This window comes from Hymenobacter wooponensis (assembly GCF_004745865.1).
GTDB lineage: Bacteria > Bacteroidota > Bacteroidia > Cytophagales > Hymenobacteraceae > Hymenobacter > Hymenobacter wooponensis.
The window spans coordinates 647,723-668,721 of sequence record NZ_SRKZ01000002.1; the positions used below are offsets into that span (position 1 = coordinate 647,723).

At 56.2% G+C, this 20,999-nt stretch carries 15 protein-coding genes; 5 read left to right on the plus strand and 10 right to left on the minus strand.

The features are described from left to right. Positions 1–22 precede the first annotated feature (22 nt). The 5 genes from EU557_RS08915 to EU557_RS08935 form a co-directional block, all read right to left on the minus strand. The gene (locus EU557_RS08915) at positions 23–712 is read right to left on the minus strand and encodes a carboxypeptidase-like regulatory domain-containing protein (protein WP_135530034.1); all 690 of its coding nucleotides are present in this window, start codon (positions 710–712) and stop codon (positions 23–25) included. Between the two features lie 87 nt (positions 713–799). Next, entirely contained in the window at positions 800–1,231 is a 432-nt protein-coding gene (locus EU557_RS08920; protein ID WP_135530035.1) for a hypothetical protein, read from the minus strand. Between the two features lie 162 nt (positions 1,232–1,393). After that, on the minus strand, positions 1,394–1,777 hold the full coding sequence (locus EU557_RS08925) for a roadblock/LC7 domain-containing protein (RefSeq protein ID WP_135530036.1): 384 nt from the start codon (positions 1,775–1,777) through the stop codon (positions 1,394–1,396). A gap of 580 nt (positions 1,778–2,357) precedes the next feature. After that, positions 2,358–3,068, minus strand: a complete 711-nt coding sequence (locus tag EU557_RS08930) for a Crp/Fnr family transcriptional regulator (RefSeq protein ID WP_135530037.1) — start codon at positions 3,066–3,068, stop codon at positions 2,358–2,360. A gap of 423 nt (positions 3,069–3,491) precedes the next feature. Then, a complete protein-coding gene (locus tag EU557_RS08935; RefSeq protein ID WP_245326211.1) occupies positions 3,492–5,153 on the minus strand; it encodes a M1 family metallopeptidase in 1,662 nt (553 codons plus the stop codon). 262 nt (positions 5,154–5,415) lie between these two features. On the opposite strand from EU557_RS08935, the gene yedA reads away from it, so the two are divergent. The 3 genes from yedA to EU557_RS08950 all read left to right on the plus strand — a co-directional run bounded on the left by yedA (position 5,416) and on the right by EU557_RS08950 (position 9,907). Then, positions 5,416–6,342 (plus strand): drug/metabolite exporter YedA, encoded by a 927-nt coding sequence (yedA, locus tag EU557_RS08940; protein ID WP_135530038.1) that lies wholly within the window; start codon positions 5,416–5,418, stop codon positions 6,340–6,342. A 202-nt stretch (positions 6,343–6,544) separates the two neighbouring features. Next, complete coding sequence (locus tag EU557_RS08945; protein WP_135530039.1) at positions 6,545–9,286, plus strand: alpha-L-rhamnosidase-related protein; 2,742 nt, start codon at positions 6,545–6,547, stop codon at positions 9,284–9,286. A 231-nt stretch (positions 9,287–9,517) separates the two neighbouring features. Continuing rightward, entirely contained in the window at positions 9,518–9,907 is a 390-nt protein-coding gene (locus EU557_RS08950; RefSeq protein ID WP_135530040.1) for a group III truncated hemoglobin, read from the plus strand. A 311-nt stretch (positions 9,908–10,218) separates the two neighbouring features. On the opposite strand, the gene odhB is transcribed toward EU557_RS08950, so the two are convergent. The 3 genes from odhB to EU557_RS08965 all read right to left on the minus strand — a co-directional run bounded on the left by odhB (position 10,219) and on the right by EU557_RS08965 (position 16,295). Beyond that, on the minus strand, positions 10,219–11,913 hold the full coding sequence (gene odhB / locus EU557_RS08955; protein ID WP_135530041.1) for a 2-oxoglutarate dehydrogenase complex dihydrolipoyllysine-residue succinyltransferase: 1,695 nt from the start codon (positions 11,911–11,913) through the stop codon (positions 10,219–10,221). Between the two features lie 119 nt (positions 11,914–12,032). After that, positions 12,033–14,888 carry a 2-oxoglutarate dehydrogenase E1 component gene (locus tag EU557_RS08960; protein ID WP_135530042.1) on the minus strand — a complete coding sequence of 952 codons (2,856 nt, stop codon included), beginning with the start codon at positions 14,886–14,888 and terminating at the stop codon, positions 12,033–12,035. Positions 14,889–15,098: 210 nt separating this feature from the next. Further along, positions 15,099–16,295, minus strand: coding sequence for an SMP-30/gluconolactonase/LRE family protein (locus EU557_RS08965; RefSeq protein WP_135530043.1), 1,197 nt, complete (start codon positions 16,293–16,295; stop codon positions 15,099–15,101). 464 nt (positions 16,296–16,759) lie between these two features. On the opposite strand from EU557_RS08965, the gene EU557_RS08970 reads away from it, so the two are divergent. Continuing rightward, complete coding sequence (locus EU557_RS08970) at positions 16,760–17,287, plus strand: RlpA-like double-psi beta-barrel domain-containing protein (RefSeq protein WP_135530044.1); 528 nt, start codon at positions 16,760–16,762, stop codon at positions 17,285–17,287. 6 nt (positions 17,288–17,293) lie between these two features. Here EU557_RS08970 and EU557_RS08975 read toward each other — a convergent pair whose 3' ends face one another. Both EU557_RS08975 and EU557_RS08980 read right to left on the minus strand, forming a co-directional pair. Further along, entirely contained in the window at positions 17,294–18,334 is a 1,041-nt protein-coding gene (locus EU557_RS08975; RefSeq protein ID WP_135530045.1) for a hypothetical protein, read from the minus strand. A 169-nt stretch (positions 18,335–18,503) separates the two neighbouring features. Continuing rightward, positions 18,504–18,905, minus strand: coding sequence for a hypothetical protein (locus EU557_RS08980; protein WP_135530046.1), 402 nt, complete (start codon positions 18,903–18,905; stop codon positions 18,504–18,506). A gap of 142 nt (positions 18,906–19,047) precedes the next feature. Between EU557_RS08980 and EU557_RS08985 the strand changes: the two genes are divergently transcribed. Beyond that, positions 19,048–20,997, plus strand: coding sequence for a WG repeat-containing protein (locus EU557_RS08985; protein WP_135530047.1), 1,950 nt, complete (start codon positions 19,048–19,050; stop codon positions 20,995–20,997). The last annotated feature ends 2 nt before the right edge of the window (positions 20,998–20,999 follow it).

The following is a 20,999-nucleotide window of genomic DNA, read 5'->3' on the forward strand; positions in this document are numbered from 1 at the left end:
CATACACAGGCGCGGCGGACGCCTAGAAAAATAACCACCGATGCTTCTTCTGCTGTTCGCGGGGAAGCAAGGTAACTTTAGCTATGTGAGAGCCTTTCAAAGCTACTTCTTCGTCTTGGTAGCCACCGTAGCCATACTTCAGCGTGCTGGTGCCGGCGGGTACAGTAAGAGCATATTCGCCTTCTGCATTGGTTGACACGCCGTAGCGGCTGCCAGGGTGCATAACCGTAGCACCAGCCAGGGGCTTGCCGTTTTCATTGAGGATCTGGCCGCGCACGGTAATCATGCGCATAGACGATGCAGCCGAGGCGGCAGCTTCCGTAGAGCTAATTTCAGCGCTAGCCGTCAGCTCCGTTGGGATGTTCTCGGAAGGAAGGCGCTCAGTGGGAGTGCTGGTGCCTGCAAACACCACCGTACCTACCAATACGGCCGAGGCTACCATGGTGGTAGCGCGCCGACGGAAGCGCACGGGCTCCGCCCGGATATATTGAATCTGCTTCTGCACCCAGGTTGGGGCCGAGCCAGCCTCCTCGGCGGCCCGCAGCTCCTCGAAGCGGGTGAGGGTAACGTGGGCCTGATCAGAATCCCGATGCAGGTAAGCTTCTACGGCTTTGGCTGAGGCCTTGCTGAGGTCGCCGCGCAGATACGCATCCCGGTAAACTGGCAACAACTCGCCGGTTTGAGGATCGAAAGGAGAAGCTGTCAATTTCATAGGCGAAAGTGGGAGTTAAAATGAATGAATCGAATGAGGTAACCGAATAAATCCACCCGGGAGGCGAGCTAGGCCACTCTGCGATTACTATTCGCAGGTGCGCATCACTTCGCGGGCAATAGCCAGATTGGTATCGCGGCAGTCTACGGCCACATAGAGGAACCGCTGCCCATCTGGTAACAAGCGCAACAAATGCAGTTGCGTATTAAGCGTAATCAAAATCTCCTCCAGTTGCTCCTCAGAGCCCAGCTGTAAAGCGGCTAAGGCTTTCTGCTGCTGGCGCACTACTTCAGTGTTGTGCCCCAGCACTTTGCTGAGGTTAAACTCGCGGGAGGAGGTATAGGTGGCTAACGTCTGGCCGGAGACTAGCTGCACCACGGCGGCCCCCAGTAGCTCGGGTAAGCCCGCCAGTGCGTGCTGAATGATCCGCTCGGCCGCGGCCTTTTCAGGCCCGTTACCGGCCCCCACAATCTTGTTGACGGTGGGCCCGGCGAACCGTTGAAAAAAAGGTATTTGCATAGGCCTACGACTAAGCGCCAGGATACTGGCGCGCTACCAGGCGAGAAAAGTGGCCTAGACTGGTTAGCAGTTATGGCCCGACCAGCAGACCGCCCTAACTAGCGGAAGCAAAGTAGGGCCAGCGGGTTTCCCACTGGCCCTACCCTACTCGGTTAGCCAGTGTTAGTTGTTGAGGCCGTTTACGTGGCTGCGCAGTACCTCGCGGGCGATAGCCAGGTTAGTGTCGCGGGAGCTCACTACCAGATAGATAAACTTGTTGCCAGCTTCCGTCAGCTTAAGCAGGTGAATCTGGTTTGAGAGGGTAATGAGGATGTCCTCAATCGACTCGCCCTGCAGCTTCAAAGCCGTCATGGCTTTCTGCTTCTGCTTTACCACTTCCGTGTTGTAAGCAGCGGCGGTGTCGGGGTTGATGGTGGGCACGTTGGTGTGCGAGGCCAGGCTCATGCCGGAGGTAACGTCTACTACTGCCACTGCCATCAGGCCGGGCAGATCGTTGAGGATATCCTGTACTACTTTACCAGCGGGATTGTTAACTGAGTAAGCCATGTTTCAATAGAAGAAGAAAAAGAGGAGGAGAAAAAAACCGATTACACTTGCTTTCCCACGATCCATCATCGATTGGTTTCGGGCCCACGCGTTGGCCACTCCACTCATTTAGGACTTTGCAAGGAAAAACTTCTTAGTAAGACAGTCGTTAATCAGCAGTGAGGCATGCTTGCTGCTACCGAACTTGTTTTACAAATATCCTTATTCCCTATCTCAGATGAAATGACTCTCATCACTTCCTAAAATGATTGTAGTTAAATTTTTCCCATTCAATTCAAACTGGGAAACCAATATGAGAATAAAAAGTCCTATTTTATATAACCCAACTACACTATCCTTTCTATTCTCAGCGTATCCTTCCTCTTTCAGCACTCGGGCTTCCTATACGGGCTATAGGGCTGACAAGGTTTCACTTACTAGAATAAAATTTTTACTGGTTGAGCTACCCTTCATTCTTCAGCTAGCATAGGCCTATAATACAGGTAGCTTAGCAATTAAAAAGACTACGGGCGAGGGCAGAAAGTACCTACTTTCTGCCCTCGCCCGTGAGTACTCTGTGCGTAGGAGTAGCCTGCGTGCTTTAATCGTAGAGCGCGGAGGTCTTACCGATTTTATCTAAGTCGAGGAGGGTGATGCGGCTACCCTGGGTCCGGACCATTCCTTCATCGCGAAACTCGGAGAGCAGACGGCTAGCAGTTTCTTTGGCCGTGCCCATTAATGCCGCCAGATCTTCGCGCGAAACAGGAATGCTAAATGGACCAGGCGTGCTCGGCTGGTAGATATGATGCAACAATAGGAGGGCCTCGGCCAAACGCTCCCGCACGGGCTTATAAGCCGTATGCACAATGCGCTCTTCGGCCTCGCCGAGGGCTTTGGCCAGCAGCCGCATTAGGGAGTGCGAAAACTGCGCATTCTGCTCAATGATGCTGAAAAAGTCGGAGCGGGGTACTTGGCACACTACGCAGTCGGAGAGAGCAACGGCGGTAGTGGAGTACGGGTCGTTGACCATGAGGGCTCGATAGCCCAGCACATCCCCTTCCTTCGCCAACCGAATAATCTGCTCTTTCCCGTCGCCGGTAACCTTGGAGATCTTCACCTTGCCTTCCCGAATGCAGTACAACCCATTAGGTCGGCTTCCTTTCCGAAAAATTACCTGCCCTTTCTGGTACACTTGGTACACCTTACCTACCGATACCAGGGAGAGTTCACTCATCTGGCAGGTCCCCATCAACGAGTTATGCAGGTGGGGGCACTCTTGGCAGTTGGCTGGTGCTGTAGTAGTCAAGTTCATGCTAGTAGAAATAAAGAACACACAACACGTTTACTTTCCGCCACTTGAATCTCTTTATCGTTTGTGCTCAATCCTGAGTATTTGGGTGTACTACAAGCAACAAATAGGCCGTTAGAATAATCCAACAAACCTATAACTAACAAACCACTATCATTCCCTTCAGGCACCAACTGTGTATTGACTTCACTAGCACACACCGTTAGTGCTAGTAATCCCAAAATCAATTTGTTATGATTTAACCAACCCTCAAAATTAAAGTATTTTAATTTATACGCAATGTTACGGTTCAGCTTACTGTCTCATCTATACAGGCAAATTATTTCCCTTTTCAGGAAATTGATTCTATAAATAAGACAAGTTTGGTTTCAGCTTGACGCTTTATTCCCTTTAAGCCCCGCAAGAGGAATTTATGGTCACCAACTACTATTCCACCAATGTCCCGATATAGGAATTGAGAGTATCCACCTCTAGGTTTTCTTTTTTCAGACCAGGTATCTGAATAGGTTGAAAAGTGGTGGTAGGCTTTATAAACTGATAGTCGCTGCCCTTTGCGCGCACGCGTACCGGCAGATCGAAGGCAGGTACTGCTGCTACCCAACGGGCCAGCGTGCGCCCCTCCTCAAAACGCACCTCCAAGGTAGGTAAGCTGGTGTGGCGCAGGTATTGGTTGAAAACGGCAGTAAAGTCGCGGCCGCTTTGCTGGTTGATGTAGGCCACCACTTGCTCCGTAGTCACGGTTTGGTGGTAGAAAGTGCTGCCTAGCCCGCGCAGAATCTGCCGCCACTTCTGGTCGTCGTTGAGGGCCGTCCGGATGGCGTGGAGCATATTACTGCCCTTGTCGTACATGTCACCAGAACCTTCCTTGTTCACACCGTAGGGCCCAATGATGGGCTCGTCGTTGCGGATATTGCGGCGCTGCCCATGGATGTAGGCCTGAGCGGCTTCCTTCCCAAACTGGCTCTCTACGAACAGGGCTTCGGAGTTGGTAGTGAAAGCCTCGTGAATCCACATATCGGCAATGTCCTTGCTGGTAATGTTGTTTCCGAACCACTCGTGGCCGCTTTCGTGGATGATAATAAAGTCCCACTTCAGGCCCCAGCCGGTGCCAGAGCGGTCTTTGCCGAGGTAGCCGTTGAGGTACTTGTTGCCGTAGGCCACTGCACTCTGGTGCTCCATGCCCAGGTGGGGCGCATCTACCAGCTTGTAGCCGTCTTTATAGAACGGGTAGGGCCCAAACCAGTACTCCATAGATTTGAGCATGGGCGGCACGTTATCGGCAAACTGCTTTTTGGCCTTGGTGAGGTTTTCGGGCAGCACCCAGTAGTCGAGGGTGAGCGGGCCTTTCTCGCCGGCATAGGTACCGCCGGAGAAATGCTGATAGTTACCCACGTTCATGGCTACATCGTAATTGTTGATGGGGTTGCTCACGAACCAGTCGTAGCGCGTGTAGCCGTTTTTAAGGGGCGTAGTGGCACGCAGTCGGCCGTTTGAGACATCCTTTAGGCCCTTGGGCACCGAGATGCTGATGAGCATGCTATCCACTTCGTCGGCCTGGTGGTCTTTGGTAGGCCACCAGATGCTGGCGCCCACGCCCTGGCAGGCGGTGGCTACCCAGGGCTTGCCTTTGGCATCTTGGGTGAAGACAAGGCCCCCATCCCAGGGCGCATTCTCGGCTACGGTGGGCTGGCCAGAGTAGAACACCGTGAAAGCCGCCCGCTGCCCCTTCCGGATGGGTTGGGGGAAGGTCACGAACACCGCGTTGGCCTCACGGGTAAACGATACCTCTTTGCCCTCGTAGGCCACCTTCTCCACTTTTAGGTTGGCAAACAGATCAAATTGCAGGCGCGTGAAATCCTGGGTGGCCGTGAACCGGAACTCATTAGAGCCACTGATAGCTTTCTTCGCCACATCCAGCTTCACATCGAGATGGTAGTAGTTGATGTCGTAGCAGGTGCGCAGGGGCGTGAGCATGCCTCGTAGTGAGTCGGCGCGGGTGAAGGTGGGCTTCGCCTGCAACAGCTGGGCAGTGGTAGGGCGAGACAGGCCTAGTAGGCCAGCGAGAGCAACGAGAAAGAAGGAGCGCACAGGATTGCCAGAAGTAAGTACAGGGTAAAGAACGGCATCGAAAGCGAAACGCTGCTTGCGAGTAACACCACTAGCCTACTTGCGCCCGTCGTGCTTGCCACAAGCTGCCGTAGTGAGCCTCCGCATGCTGATGCTGCAAGGCCTACCGTAGTGAGTCAGACGAAATGTCTCAACAAGCCCGACAGGACACTCTATTTTGATTTTTCACTACCTGACTGTCTTGCCTAGGCCACCTCTATAAAACCAGCGTAGGTTTGTGCCTATGTCTGCTTCTACCTCCCCTTCGCGCGCTTCTATTCTGCTGGCCTTCGCGGCCCTCTACATTATCTGGGGCTCCACGTACCTGGGCATCCGGTTCGCTATTGACTCTATACCGCCCCTACTGATGGCGGGCACGCGCTATGCCACGGCCGGGGCACTGCTTTATGGCTACATGCGGTGGAAGGGCGAGCCCGCCCCTACGCGGCAAGGCTGGTTCACGGCTCTCATTATTGGTACCTGCCTGCTGGCCTTTGGCAACGGGGGCGTTACGCTGGGCGAACAGTATATACCGTCGGGCCTGACGGCCCTGCTGGTGGCTACCGTGCCCATGTTTCTGGCGGTGTTGGGCTGGTGGAGCGGCCTAGCCAGCCGCCCGGCGCCGTTGGTGGCGGTGGGGCTGGCACTAGGCCTCGGCGGCGTGTACCTGCTGGCGCGCACACCCGGCGTCAGCCACGTAGCTCTGCCAGGGCATGAAGGCTTAGGTACAGCGTTGGTGCTCATAGCTGCCCTAGTGTGGGCCATCGGCTCATTGTACTCCAAGAAACACCAGCCGGCCCCTTCTCCCTTTGTGTCGGGAGGCATGCAAATGCTGTGCGGTGGGCTGGTAATGCTGGTGGTGGGCCTCATTAAGGGCGAAGCCGCCGGTTTTGAGCTGGCGCATGTCACTACCAAGTCTTGGGTGGCCTACGCTTATCTGGTCACGTTTGGGTCAATTGTGGCTTTTACGGCTTACATCTGGCTGCTGCGCGTGGTGGAGCCTGCCATTGCCGGTACGTATGCCTTCGTGAACCCCGTGGTAGCCGTGCTACTGGGATGGGCATTTGCGGGTGAGCAGCTGAATGCCGGCATGCTGGGTGGGGCCGCCCTCATTGTGGTAGCTGTGGCGCTGGTAGTGCTGGGTGGCCGGAAAGCCAGCACCCCACGCTAGTTCCATAGAGTAAGCGTGAGGGGCCCAACCAGTCTCTCTATCGTGCCTCGGAGTAACGGTTAGCGGCCGGCGTGGCGGCACTTGAAGCAGCTGGTGGCGCCATTCCGTACACCAATCTTAGCCACATTTTCCTACCAGCACTTCTTGCCGTAGACACACTGGCTGAGCCTGCCGTTTCCCGCTGCCCTTCTTACTTTGCCCCATGCGCCCTTCTTCCCTTTCCATTGGTTTCCTGCTCTCCCTAGGCCTGCTGGGCTCCTGCCAGATGCATAAAACACCTCCTTCCACCGCCCCTATTGCCACTCCCACTACCGCTGGCCCGCTGTGGCAGTCGGCTGCGTATAGCGTGTATCCCGATTCGTTGGTGCAGGGTGCCCACACGGCACGAGCCCTGTCGCGCACCGAACTGACCTCTGATTACCGCAGCCCAGCCAACGAGTTTCAGAGCCCGCAGATAAGCTTCAAGTTCAGCCTCAACGGCAAAGACAATGAAATGCCGATTGGCCAGGACCACGTGTTCATGGCCGTGCCGAAAGCTGATGCCACTGGCCTAGAAACGCCTCTTATCGTGTTTGGGCAGCAGTACCACGATCAAACACCGGTGCCGGCCAACACCTACCTGGCGCCCAACACGGCCCTGAAGATCCGGCTGGACCTACGGCCCCTGCTGGCGGCGTTTCAGAAGCAAGGCTTCTACCAGCTCTATACTGGTCAGAAGCTGTACAAAGACGACTTCAAACATGTGTTCGTGGCCGGCAATACCGCGCCCCTAAGCTGGGATTTCGATAACCTCATCAACAAGCCTCAGCTAGAGCTCAAAGACCCGGACGGCGACGGCATCTATGAAACAACCATCTCCCTCAACGCTCACTCTGATACTAAAACCACCGCCAGCAGCTGGAAGCAGAGCCTCGACGTTTCGGAGTTTCCGCAGCTAACCTCCGACTATCCGCTGCTGGATGCGCTGTATAATCTGTCGCTGGAGGAAGCCAAGCGGGCCGTAGAGCCCGATGGCACCTTCCGGACGGGCCAGGAATGGGCGGGCGTCTGGACGCGCGACATCAGCTACAGTATCATTCTCTCGCAGGCCCTACTGCAGCCGGAAGTAGCTAAAACCAGCCTCCTGCGTAAGGTAACGCCCGAGGGCCGCATCATTCAGGACACCGGCACGGGCGGCGCTTACCCCTGCTCAACTGACCGCATTATTTGGGCTACGGCGGCCTGGGAAATCTATAAAGCCACCGGCGACGAGGCCTGGCTGCGGCAGGTGTACCCGATTATCAAAAACTCCATCGAGGACGACCAGCAGGTGGCCTACGACCCCGCTACCGGGCTAGTACGCGGGGAGTCGTCGTTCCTGGATTGGCGGGAGCAAACCTACCCCAAGTGGATGCAGCCCGTGGACATCTACCAGAGCGAAACCCTGGGCACCAATGCGGCGCACTTCCAGGGCAACCAGGTGCTGGCCCTGATGGCTGACCAACTAGGCCACGCTGACGTAGCCGCCCAGCACCGGGCCGTGGCGGCGCGCATCAAGCAGGGCATTAATCAGCACTTGTGGCTGGAAGACCGTGGCTATTACGGACAGTACCTCTATGGGCGCTCGTTTTTGCAGCTTTCGCCTAAAGCCGAAGCCCTGGGCGAGGCCCTGACCGTACTGTTTGGTGTGGCTGAGGAGGCACGGGCACGTAGTATTGTCGCCCGTACGCCCGTGATGGACTACGGCATTCCTTGCATCTATCCACAGATTTCTGGCATCCCGCCCTATCATAATAATGCGGTGTGGCCTTTCGTGCAGAGTTACTGGGGTTTGGCTGCCGCCCAGGTTGGCAATGAAACCGCTTTTCTGGAAAGCCTGATGGCGGTAGCTCGCCCGGCCGCCCTGTTCCTCACCAACAAGGAGAACTTCGTGGCTAGCAACGGCGACTTTGCCGGCACCCAAATCAACAGCAGCAACATGCTTTGGAGCCTATCCGGCTCGCTAGGCCTGGTGTATAAGGGTTTGTTTGGGATGGATTTTCAGGCCGACCACCTGACGTTCCGACCTTTCGTGCCGCAAGCCTTGCAGGGCACCCGTAAGCTCACCGGCTTTAAGTACCGCCAGGCTGTGCTGAATGTGGAGATGCTAGGCTATGGCCGCACTATTCGCAGCATTACGCTAGATGGGCAGCCCCTCCCCAATGCTACCATATCCGCCACACTCACGGGCTCGCACGCCATCCGCATTGAGTTAGCCAACGAGGCCCCGGCGGCTGCACCCCAAAACAAACTACCGCACCACGTAGCCCCCATGACTCCGGCAGTGGCCTACGCCAACGGCCGCCTCACCTGGGCACCCGTGGAAGGCGCAAAAGCTTACCAGGTGCTCCGTAACGGCCAGTTTGCGGGCCGCACTACCACCCCAGAGTTTGCCGTGCCCACCCCAGTGGCCTACACTGAGTATCAGGTGCTGGCCGTGGATGCCCAGGGCTTCGAGAGCTACGCGAGCGAGCCGCTGCCAGTGGGTGCTGCCGCACACCGCCGCACCTATGAGTTGGAAACAGTTACCGGTAAGTCAAAGAAGCCTTATAAAGGATACACTGGCACCGGCTTCGTGGAAATTAGCACCACCCAAAACCACACACTAACAACCCGCGTGGAGGTTCCGGAAACCGGACTTTACGCCATAGACTTCCGCTATACCAATGGCAACGGGCCCATCAACACTAGCAACAAGTGCGCTATTCGCACCCTACGCCTCGGTCAGCAACGGTTGGGCACGGTGGTACTTCCCCAGCGGGGCGTGGAGGAATGGTCGGATTGGGGCTTCTCGAACCCGATAATCGTACGCTTAGAGAAAGGTCCGCACCCACTGACACTGGCCTACGATGCCGCCGACAGAAACATGAACGGCGAAGTAAACCAAGCGATGCTCGACTACATGCGCCTTACCCGAATCAAGTGAGGTATGAAGGAGCCAGAGCAAATATTTTTTTCAAACAGACGAGCTTAGCACCCCTTGTATACTCGCCTGTTTTATAATCACTTGTGAACTTAAATCGCTTAAAAACCCTTTCCACGGCACTGTACTGTAAGAAGATAAAATAAAATTTTTCCGTTTGTTGGCGAATGCAGTGCAACCTGCGTAAATTCGCTGCGTATCCGAGAGCCCATACAGTTTGATCCCCGCCAGCTTATGAAAACTTCCGCTACTCTGCCTGACATCCGTACCGAGCGTGACATCAAGACGCTGGTGGATAATTTGTGCCAAAAGGCCACCAACGACACGCTGCTCGGCGCCAGCTTTGGTGCTGCCGCACGTATTCACTGGCCCCACTACCTCACCACGCAGTACCGTTACTGGAGCAGCACTCTGCTAGGCCACGGTAGCACCGAAGGAGAACCCCTTCCTGAGCAGGTAGCCCTACCCCGGAGCGGTCAGCACATTCAGCACTGGCTAAAGATCTTCTCCTCAACTATTGAGGAACATTTCTCGGGCTCTAAAGCCGAAGAGGCTAAGCAACTCGCCAACCAACTGGCCACTCGCCTAAGCGCTACCCGCAGCCGCGAGTTGCCCGTCGACTAATATTCCCTTTCCGTTTCCCTTTCCGTTTCCCTTTCCTATTTCCCCGATCCACCTACCTTTCCCGCCGCTCTTCCTCTTCCACCCATCCCACCCACAAAAAAGCCCATCAGATGCAAGTCTGAAGGGCTTTTTTGTGTTGTATTGGCCTGACAGTGTTTGTGTCTTTTTCCTGAGATAATTGTAGCTCAACCAGGATATACCGTTCCTCAGAACTAACCAACCGTAATAAATAAGTTCGCCGCCTTCTCCCCGCTCACAATGAGCAGGCAGCAGGCGGCGAACTTACTTATAAACTATGGTAAGCGAGTTGCTTACACGCCTAGCAGCAGACGAGTTGGGTCTTCGAGCAGCTCTTTCACGCGCACCAAGAATGACACCGACTCGCGGCCGTCGATGATGCGGTGGTCGTAGCTAAGAGCCAGATACATCATCGGGCGAATCACTACCTGACCGTTTTCTGCAATGGGGCGCTGCACAATGTTGTGCATACCCAGAATAGCCGACTGCGGGGCGTTGATGATCGGGGTGCTCATCATCGAGCCGAATACGCCACCATTGGTGATGGTGAACGTACCGCCGGTCATCTGTTCAATGGTGAGCTTGTTGTCGCGGGCTAGGCCAGCGAGGCGCTGAATTTCCTTCTCGATACCATCGAACGACAGCTCCTCCGCGTTGCGGATTACCGGTACCACCAAGCCTTTGGGGGCCGATACGGCGATGCTGATGTCGCAGAAGTCATTGTACACAATGTCGGTGCCATCGATCTGGGCATTCACGGCGGGCCACTCTTTCAGGGCTACGCACACGGCCTTAGTGAAAAACGACATGAAGCCGAGGCCTACGCTGTGCTTCTCCTTGAACTTGTCCTTGAACTTGTTGCGCAGGTCCATGATGGGCTGCATGTTCACCTCGTTAAAGGTGGTGAGCATGGCCGTTTCGTTCTTCACCGACACCAAACGACGAGCTACCGTTTTGCGCAGATTGCTCATGCGCTCACGGCGCACGTTGCGGTTACCACTGGCAGCCGGAGCAGCTTGGGCAGGTGCAGCTTTAGCAGGTGCCGAGGCCGGAGCCGCAGCAGGTGCTGGTGCAGCCGGGCGAGCCTGAGCATTCTGGGCGTCTTCCTTGGTGATGCGACCATCACGGCCCGAGCCTTGCACGTCGGCGGGGTTAATGCCTTTCTCACCGAGAATTTTACCAGCCGCCGGCGAAGGCGTGCCAGTAGCGTAGCTCGTAGAGCTAGAAGCAGGCGCTGCCGAAGCAGCCGGTGCGGCTTGGCTAGCGGCCGGAGCTGCTGCTGGGGCCGCGTCAGGAGCCGAAGCACCGCTACCGCCTTCGATGCGGGCAATAGTGGCACCGATACCGATGGTTTCGCCTTCCTTGGCCGCGTGGCGCAAGGTGCCGCTACCTTCGGCGGGCAGCTCAAATGTGGCTTTGTCGGATTCCAGCTCGGCAATGATTTCGTCGCGCTGCACCTGGGCACCGTCTTCTTTCAGCCATTTGGCCACAGTTACTTCCGTGATGGACTCGCCCACGGCCGGAATTTTCATCTCTACCGTAGCGCCACCCGAAGCAGCACCGCCAGCGGCAGGAGCCGAAGCTGGAGCGGCAGCTGTAGGCGTATCAGCCGAACCAGCCTGCGAACCGCCGTAGCCGCTCTGATTGCTGGCCTGGGGGTTTTCCTCGCCTTGGCTGATGGGGTCAGCAGCCGGAGCGGAAGTGCTAGCCGCAGCTGGTGCGGCAGCCGGGGCAGCCGAAGCAGCCCCGTTGCTGCTACCGCCGATATCTGCAATAGTAGTACCGATGCCGATAGTTTCGCCTTCCGCTACGCGGATGGTCAGGACGCCGTCTGTTTCAGCGGGCAACTCGAACGTCGCCTTGTCTGATTCCAGCTCGGCAATTACTTCGTCGCGCTTCACGGTCTCGCCGTCTTTCTTGAGCCATTTGGCAATGGTAACCTCGGTGATGGACTCGCCGACGGCGGGGATTTTAATTTCCAGACCCATGGTGGGAAGTTGAGGGTTTGTAATGCCAGGGCAATACCACTGGCAACTCATGTAAGATATAGGAAAGCCGATGCTCAGATAAAGTGGCCTAGCGAAACTACTAGGCCACTCCCCGCTGATTATGCATCCTGGCTTTTATCGGCTACAGCCACTGCCTCCTTGATAGTAGCATCGGCCACCTCTTCGCGGGGCTTGTCGAAGGCGCGGGCAACCAGCTCCTTCTGCTCCTTCACGTGCACCTTGTTGTAACCGGTAGCCGGCGACGCAGAAGGCTTGCGCGAAATCACGTCTTCCAGCTCACGGCGCATGAAGCGCAGCAGGTAATTCCAGTAGCCCATGTTCTCGGGCTCTTCCTGAACCCAATACACTTTGGCTTTCGGATACTTGGCCAGCTCAGCATCTAGCTGCTTCTTGGGGAAGGGGTGCAATTGCTCTAGGCGTACCAGCGCCACATCGGTGCGGCCTGACTTCTGCTGCTCTTCCAGCAGATCGAAGTAGATCTTGCCCGAGCACAGCAATACGCGCTTCACCTTCTTGGCATCAGCGTACACGTCGCCGAGCACTTCGCGGAAGGTACCGGAGGTGAACTCCTCCACTGGCGATACGCACAGCGGGTGGCGCAACATCGACTTCGGCGACATTACCACCAGCGGCTTGCGGAACTCCCAGGTCAGCTGACGGCGCAGAGCGTGGAAGAAGTTGGCCGGCGTAGTCATGTTGGCCACGATGATGTTGTTCTCGGCAGCCAGCTGCAGGAAGCGCTCGGGGCGAGCATTGGAGTGCTCCGGGCCCTGGCCTTCGTAGCCGTGGGGCAATTGTAGCACCACACCGTTCATGCGCTGCCACTTGCTCTCCGACGACACGATGAACTGGTCAATCATGGTCTGAGCTCCGTTGGCGAAGTCACCGAACTGGGCTTCCCAAATTACCAGCGCCGTGGGGTTAGCCATGGCATAGCCAAACTCGAAGCCCAGCACTGCATACTCGCTCAGCAGCGAGTTGTAAATGCTCAGCTTCTCCTGACCTTCCTCAATGTGGTTGAGCGAATTGTAGGGCGCCGAAGTTTCAGCGTCGTGCAGAACGGCGTGACGGTGTGAGAACGTACCACGCTGTACGTCCTGGCCGCTTACGCGCACAATGTGCTTCTCGTGCAGCAACGAGCCGTAGGCCAGTAACTCACCGGCGGCCCAGTTAAGCACGCGGCTTTCGAAGAACATTTTCTTGCGCTCCTCCATCAGCTTCTCAATCTGCTTCAGGGGGCGGAAGCCTTCGGGCAGGGTGGTCAGGGCCTGACCTACTTTCTGCACTACTTCTTCGCTGATGCCGGTCTGGGGCGACAGCTCGAAGTCCTCGGGCTTGCTACGGCGCAGGCTGCGCCACTCGTTTTCCAGTGACTGGTAGTTGTAGGGCAGCGGCTTCTGCTTCACCATATCCAGGCGGGCCTGGAGCAGGTCGCGGAATTCCCGGTCCATCTGGTTGGCCAGCTCCGCATCTACGTCGCCGCGCTGTACCAGCATGGCGTTGTATACCTCGCGGGGGTTCTGGTGCTTCGAGATGAGGTTGTAGAGCGTGGGCTGCGTGAACTTGGGCTCATCCGACTCGTTGTGGCCGTGACGGCGGTAGCACACCATATCAATAAAGATATCGGCGTGGAACTGCTGACGGTACTCCGTAGCTAGGCGCACAGCAAATACTACGGCCTCGGGGTCGTCGCCGTTCACGTGCAGCACGGGCGCATCGATGATCTTGGCGAGGTCGGTGCTGTAGATGGACGAGCGAGCGTCTTCGAAGTCGGTGGTGAAACCAACCTGGTTGTTAATCACGAAGTGAATGGTGCCGCCCGTCTTGTAGCCTTCCAGCTGCGACATCTGCGTTACCTCGTAGCCAATGCCCTGGCCGGCCAAGGCAGCATCGCCATGGATCAGGATGGGCAGAATCTGGTGGTAGTCGCCGCCGTACTGGTGCTCAATCTTAGCGCGCACGAATCCTTCTACCACGGGGTTCACGGCCTCCAGGTGGGAGGGGTTGGGAGCCAGCTTCAGGTTTACCTTCTGGCCGCCTTCCGTTTCTACCTCCGAGCTGTAGCCCATGTGGTACTTCACGTCGCCGTCGCCCATGGTGAGGTCCGGCACGGCAGTACCCTCGAATTCCGAGAAGATCTGCTCGTAGGTCTTGCCCATGATGTTGGCCAGCACGTTCAGGCGGCCGCGGTGAGCCATCCCGATCATCACTTCCTTCACGCCCAGCTCCGACGACTTATTAATAATAGCGTCGAGGGCCGGAATGGTGCTTTCGCCGCCTTCCAGGGAGAAGCGCTTCTGGCCTAGGAATTTGGTATGCAGAAAGTTCTCGAATACAACCGCCTCATTCAGCTTGCTTAGAATACGCTTCTTGTAGTCTAGGCCAGGGTTGAAGCTCAGCGAGTCCTTCTCCACTTTCTCCCGGAACCAATCGAGCACCTGGGGGTCGCGGATGTACATGTACTCGAACCCGATGGTGCGAGTGTAAATCTTGTCTAGGGCCGCAACGATGTCGCGCAGCTTCGCATCAGTGCCTAGGCCTAGTATCTCGCCGTTTTTGAAAACGGTATCGAGGTCGGCCTCGCTCAACCCAAAGTCCGTCAGCGACAGGCGCGCTTTGCGGTCTTTGCGAGGGCGCACGGGGTTAGTGTTAGCCACCAGGTGCCCGCGGCTGCGGTAGGCATGGATGAGGTTACGCACCTGCGTTTCCTTATCAGCTGATACCGTATCAACGGCGCGCACCTGGCCAGCTTGGTTGGTGCTGGCGGGCGTACGGAGTACACCTTCGCCATCAGCTTGCGCAGCCCCGTCTTCGGGGTACTGCTGCGAGAAATCGAAGCCCTCAAAAAACTTGCGCCAGCCAAAGTCAACCGACTCGGGGTCGTTCTTGTAGGCCTGATACAGTTGATCGATGTATTCGCCGTGGGCGTTGGCGATATAAGAATAAGCGTCCATGCGGTGGGAGCTGGTGTGGTCGGGGGTAAAGGTAAAACCTCTGACTAGAAAGCGAAAATTGATATTCGCATACTCAAATAAACCTGCTAATCAATCAAATGATTTATTAGCCGATTACCTCACAGGTACTGGAAGCCAATCTACTCATTTAAAAATAAAAGCCTCTCCTGTAAACAGGAAAGGCTTTTACGAAAGGAAAACAGGCCTAGACTACTTTGGCAACTGCATTTTAAAGATATGGTAGGGCTGATCTTGCTTACCTACGCCCTTATTCCAGGTGGGTGTTTTGTGAATGGCGGAGTTGGTTACGTACACCATCCCGTCGGCGGTGAATGCAAACGTATCCGGCCACTCTAGGCGCGGGTCCTGCACTACGGTTTCAATCTTACCATCGGGCGTGCGACGCTTGATGGAATGATCTTCGAAAGCGGTGAGGTACACGTTGTTGTTGGCATCGATTTCCATTCCATCAGACGCGGGCACTTTACCCAGGTCTTCAATCTGCTGGGCCAATTGAGCATCGGAAAGGGCTGGGTTGCGGAGGGCTTCGGTCTTGATACGAAACAACTTGTAGCTAGTGAGGGGCTTCCAGTAGAGGTACTGGAGATCTTGGCTTAGGGCAATACCATCGGCATTGAAACGCGCCCGTTTTCCAGAAGCATCGATCATCTCGTGGCCATCAGCCTTGATGTTGAGCGTGGTGTCACCCATCATAGAGGGGTGCGTGGCGAGCAGTTTGCGTGCTTTGCTCGTTTTCAGGTCGACCACCACTAGGCTGCCCACTCCTGATTCAGTGATGTAGGCGTAGTTGTTTTGCGTGTCGATGCGTACATCATTGAGGTAGGACTTGCGCGAGGCTACACTCTCTGGGATGCTGATGTTTTGCACCACCTGATTGGTCTTGGGGTCAATCTTGACCAGCTTGGGCCCACCTACTACCGTGCCTTTGATGCCCGGTGAGGCTGGATCAAGCACCCAGAGCATTCCGGTTTTATCAGCGTACACGCTCTGCGGGCAAATCCAATGTTTTTGGGGCTCGTTGCGCACAGTTTCATTCCACTGGCACCACTTGGCATCTGGGTAAGGCTTTACAGAGCCATCTGTGCCAATTTCTGCAATGGGATTAACTGGGTTGTTATCCCAGCGCGGAAAATCGCCGAATACCCGCCCATCAGGCAGCACAGCTACTCCCACAATCTGAGGCTCCCGGAATTGAGCTACCACTTGTAAGGGAGAATTTGCGGGAGCCGCGGGAGCTTGTGTGGCGGTTGTATCAGTGGTGGCGGCACTGGAGTCTTGAGCATTTTTATTAGCCGGCGACGAGCAGGCGCCAAGCATGCCTACGGCTACTAAGCCAGCACCTAACAAGGCTTTAGAGCCTAAACGGGCGGTGAAAAGTTGAGTCATGAAAACAGAAGTTAAGTCGAGGGGTTTATGGGTAGCCTAGTTTCGATACAGTTCACTTACTCCCTTACGAAGCTTAACATGGCTAGTTTGACCTCCTGCCACTTCGTAACCTTTCCTCACGTAGCAACGTAAGCGCGTTTCCTTACTCTACATATTACAGCTCCTCTATATAATATTCCGGGGTTACGCTGGACAAAAGCAGCATTTTCAGCCATTTGAAAAAAAGCTGTACCTTTGGCCCCTCTTATTCAAACCCATATTTTTAATACAATTAATTATAATAATTATCTATTTTAATCCTTCTATTTGCCTTTTCACCAGCTGATTCGCGGCTCTTGCTGCTGTCTTCTATACCTTAGAGCAACCTTTTTTTCTAAAAAATTGGTTATGCTCCTCCCACTAGCCGAGTCGGGCCGGCCGTCCATCCTCTCCGGACAGAGCGAGAGTCTACGAACCTACACACCATGTCCATTGCGTTATTCCTACTGACCTTCCTCTTTCCCCCCCGCACTATTTCTGTCCCTGCCCTGGCTCTGCCCTCAACAGTTGCCAGCCTGAGCCCCCGCCCGGTAGCCGTAGCCATACCGGTAATGCCCTTAAAAAAGGCGCCCAAGACCCTGTCGTACACTGTTACGGCAACTACATACTGGCCTGAGCCTGACCAGACTGACGACAATCCGATGGAAACCGCTGACGGCTCCATCATTCCAACCCGGCACTCCAGCAAAACTCGCTGGCTGGCTGTTTCCCGCGACTTGCTTTCCAAATGGGGTGGCCCTTTCACCTACGGTGAGAAAGTGCATGTACGCGGTATCTCCGACGAACTCGACGGCGTCTACATCATCCACGACACTATGAACCGCCGCCACCGCCACTGCGTGGACGTATTGGTGAGCGAGCGAGAGTGCAAAAAAGGTGGCCTAGAAGGCCGCTGGCCCAGCATCAAGCTTAGCAAGCTTCCGGCAGTTGACCCAACCTGGCAGGCGGGTTAAGCCCTGCTACTTTCCTTCCTTATTTTCACCGTCCTCCTTTGCTAAATGCTTCATTACCTGCGGTTGCCCGTCGGCATCATACAGGTAGGAAAGCGGCTGCTCAGGGTCGCGCATGATTTCCTCCAGCGGTATCTGCCACCGCTTCCACATCTCCAGCAACGACTGCGCATAGCCGGAATTCTCCCACGGGTTAAATACGGTGGCCGTTATGTCGTCGATAAACGTGTCCATTACTACCTCGGTATCGCCGGGCTTCACGGGGCGCGTGAAATAATCGGGGATGACGTTTAACAAGTAGGCGGCGTAATACACCCGGGCCTTGAACTCCGCAACTTGTACTGGATGCAGGGGCCGGTGCGCATCTTGGTACACCCGGCGCATGGCCTGGGCAATGATTCCGTTGTCTACCAGGCACGCCATCAGCACTGTATTGTCGAGCTTAATGCTGAAGGCAATAGTGCTTAAATCATCATCATACTCGAAGGCCATGTGGTCCTCGGTGGGGTCGGCCTCTAGAATAAAGATAGAGCCCGGCACAAAATCGTCGTACTCTATGGGCACGCGTAAGGCCTGCAAGGGCTGAAAAAATGCCTGAAAGCGCCGCAGCATCTGCGCGTTTTCTGCGAGCGGGTACTGGGGTTTGGCCAGCGGGTCAAGCTCATTGAGCAGTTCCGTAATCAGAATACCGTAGAACATTTTCCCTAGCCACAGGAACAAGCTCTGCTCATCAAGGCGGCGTAGGCCACTAATACCCTCATTAGCGGCCTCTTCTACCCGAGCTTCCAGCGGCTCAACGTGCTGCGTACGGCAGCGTGGGCAGCAGGCAATGCGCAGGTCCTGGTAGTTCACAATGCTCATATCGAGCAGCTTAATCGGCCGCACTGCCAGGTTATACCGCTCCATCAGCCACTCTGCAAACACCGGCACCGAGTCGGTGGGTGGCGTAGTGGGCGCCCCGCACAGAAAGCACTGGTGCATGCTAAAGCGCATGCCATCAAAGGGGTCGTAGAGCGTTAGATCGGCGGCAGAAAGCGGGTACTCAGACATAATTCAGCAGGCAAACGAAAGTACAAAGCTACGGTACGGCCCCAGCCCTGGCCTAGCAACGATAGAAAATCGTTGCGGCCGGACTAGGCCACCTTATGTAGATGCCCCAACAAAAAAGCCCCGACCTTGATTGGCCGGGGCTTTCTTTATGCTGAAAAATTTACTGCCGCTAGCGCGACAACACGTTACTCAGTTTGATGAGCAGCTTGCCTAGTTGGTTAAGCGGCGCGCTGTAGTTGTCCGAGGTTTCGTCGGCTACTTTATTGGTTTCGGCACCCAGAGTAGCGAGGGTTTCGGCCAGCTCATGCGGCTCAGTATCAGAAGAATTGAGCTGCTCGCGGAGCGTACTTAGCTCCTGAATGATCTTAGCTAGGCCGGGCCGTTCTGAAGCGCGAAGCACTTCTTCCCAGCGGTCAATTTCGGCTAGGCCATGTTTGTCGGCTTTTTTTGGAGGCCCGGCATTTAAAAGGGCCAGGGTGTCTTCCAGCAACGCGCTGTTCTGCTGATCGGTAACGTCGAGCGGAATACTGGGGGTTGGCGTTGATTGCGGAGTGGGGGCAGTTGAATCCATGGAGAGTAGAAAACAAATAAGCGGGAGAGCGTAAAGGGCTATACTTGCCCTGCCTCAGAAAAGTTGACCTTCCGTCTGCCCAACGTCTAACCGCGTACCTAGGCCAGGCTGATTGGAAAGCTGGGGCCGGCCCGCTCCATCTATGCTCCATACCTATCAGCCAGTTCCCTTTACCGACGCCGTGCGTCAGCGCCAGTTTGAGGCTATTGCGGCCGCATTGGCAGCTGATACCCAAGCGCCTGAAACCATTTTACTGGGTAATTTCTCGGTTGATTCCGCCACGGAGTCAGCAGTGCTTGATGCCGTGGTAGTGCGCCCCCGCAGCATTACGCTACTGCTATTGGTGCCCCAGGGGGGCCTACTAAGCATCCCCGATTTTCGGTTTAGTACCTGGCGCCTCAACGATACACCACTTACCGGCACGGCCGGCACCGACAATCCTTTCCAGCAATTTCAGGTTCAGCGGGAAGCCCTGGCAGCGTGGCTGGAGCAGCTGTTGCCCACCGAAGCTGCCAACCTCAACTTCATTAGTGGCCTAGTGCTCTTTGCCGAGCCCGTGCGCTTTGGGCCTGAGGTGGAGGAGCGCATGAGCTCCGTGCCAGCAGCCTCCGCCTTCCACCTCCTCCCCGACCCCAGCCGTTTTACCCGGCGCCTGGCCCAACTGGCTTCTCCCGAGGTAGATCTAACTCCCGCCGATTTACACCTGCTCACCTCTCACTTAGGGTTAGAGCCCCAACCCGCGGAGCCCGCCCCTACCTCTGCTCCCGAGCCTAGTACTACCAATTTGCTGCGCCAGAAGGCTAGCTGGCTGTGGCGCTGGCTTGGTGCCGAGGACATGAGCGAGCTAGACCGCACTGACTCAGGGTATGAGATTGACCTAGTGGCAATTCGCAACCAGGAGAAGGCTCAGCTGGAAGAGCTCAGAACTAGCTTGCAAGCCGACTTAAGCACCAAGCTACAAGCCCTGGAGAAGCGGGAAGCAGAGCGCGAGCAAAGTATTGCGCAGCTCCGCGAAGCCCTTTCGGCTGCTCCGCCAGCCGCTCCGGAAGCCGCCACCTTGGCCTCCCGCCTCGCGGCAGAGAACCAGGAAAAGGCCAGCATTGAGGCTACCATGCAGGCCTACCAAGCCCAATCGGCAGCCCGCACGCAGGAGCTGGAGCAAAAGATACAGCAGCTGGAGGGCCTTATCCGGCAGCTCTCGGCCGGCACGGAGGCCACCCCAGCGCAACCTACTGCATCACCTGTTCAACCCACTTCGCCACCTACCACCCCGCCTGTGGCCGCGCCAGCGCCTGCCTGGGCGAGAGTACCTCAGTTTGGGCGCTCTAAACAGGCGGCTCAAAACCTGTTGGCGGCAGGGCTGCAGCAGTGGCAGCCACGCTACCAGCAGGCCCGCACGTATACCCGCCGATATCCGCGGCGCAGCTTGGCAGTAGGGGCGGCGGTGCTGGCCCTGGGGTGGTGGGTGTTGCGCAGCTCTACTACTCCTCCGCCTACCACTTTCCGCGAGGGTAACCGTTGGGGCCTGCTTTCCGCCAGCGGCGACACGCTGCTACCCGCCACTTATGCGTCTATCGGAGAGTTTAAGGATGGGCGGGCCGTGGTGGAACGCGAGGGCATGAGGGGCTTTATCGATGACAAAGGCAAGGAAGTAGTGAAGCCGGCTTACGCGGCGCTTTACCCCTACTCGGGTGGCTACGCCCGTGCCCGCATTGGTAAGCTATACACCTTTTTAGATGAGCAGGGCGAGGAGTTTGGGGCCTACTACTATAGTGCTCATGACTTTGCCGAAGGCCACGCCGCCGTACTCGATTACCGCGGCTGGTTTTACGTCACAGGTCCCGATGCTCCGGCCACCGAGCCCGTTGTTTTTCAGGAGGCCTACTCCTTCAGTAAGGGAGTAGCCCGCGTAAAAACCGGAGGCCGGTTTACCTTCATCAGCTCTGACTACCTAGCCGATACGACCGAGGGTATTGCCCCCTTCAGCCGCTACACGCATGCTTCTGATTTTGATGACCGTGACCGGGCCCGCGTCATGCAGGGCGGCCGCACGTTCTATATCAACCGCAAAGGAGAAGAGGTAAAAGAGTAGCC

Excerpts from the sequence above, each read along its gene's own strand:
- EU557_RS08950 (WP_135530040.1), top strand. The coding sequence starts at position 9,518 with ATGAAAACTTCCGCTACTCTGCCTGACATCCGTACCGAGCGTGACATC.
- yedA (WP_135530038.1), top strand. The coding sequence starts at position 5,416 with ATGTCTGCTTCTACCTCCCCTTCGCGCGCTTCTATTCTGCTGGCCTTC.
- EU557_RS08980 (WP_135530046.1), bottom strand. The coding sequence starts at position 18,905 with ATGGATTCAACTGCCCCCACTCCGCAATCAACGCCAACCCCCAGTATT.
- EU557_RS08930 (WP_135530037.1), bottom strand. The coding sequence starts at position 3,068 with ATGAACTTGACTACTACAGCACCAGCCAACTGCCAAGAGTGCCCCCAC.
- EU557_RS08960 (WP_135530042.1), bottom strand. The coding sequence starts at position 14,888 with ATGGACGCTTATTCTTATATCGCCAACGCCCACGGCGAATACATCGAT.
- odhB (WP_135530041.1), bottom strand. The coding sequence starts at position 11,913 with ATGGGTCTGGAAATTAAAATCCCCGCCGTCGGCGAGTCCATCACCGAG.
- EU557_RS08920 (WP_135530035.1), bottom strand. The coding sequence starts at position 1,231 with ATGCAAATACCTTTTTTTCAACGGTTCGCCGGGCCCACCGTCAACAAG.
- EU557_RS08975 (WP_135530045.1), bottom strand. The coding sequence starts at position 18,334 with ATGTCTGAGTACCCGCTTTCTGCCGCCGATCTAACGCTCTACGACCCC.
- EU557_RS08970 (WP_135530044.1), top strand. The coding sequence starts at position 16,760 with ATGTCCATTGCGTTATTCCTACTGACCTTCCTCTTTCCCCCCCGCACT.
- EU557_RS08985 (WP_135530047.1), top strand. The coding sequence starts at position 19,048 with ATGCTCCATACCTATCAGCCAGTTCCCTTTACCGACGCCGTGCGTCAG.
- EU557_RS08925 (WP_135530036.1), bottom strand. The coding sequence starts at position 1,777 with ATGGCTTACTCAGTTAACAATCCCGCTGGTAAAGTAGTACAGGATATC.
- EU557_RS08945 (WP_135530039.1), top strand. The coding sequence starts at position 6,545 with ATGCGCCCTTCTTCCCTTTCCATTGGTTTCCTGCTCTCCCTAGGCCTG.
- EU557_RS08915 (WP_135530034.1), bottom strand. The coding sequence starts at position 712 with ATGAAATTGACAGCTTCTCCTTTCGATCCTCAAACCGGCGAGTTGTTG.
- EU557_RS08965 (WP_135530043.1), bottom strand. The coding sequence starts at position 16,295 with ATGACTCAACTTTTCACCGCCCGTTTAGGCTCTAAAGCCTTGTTAGGT.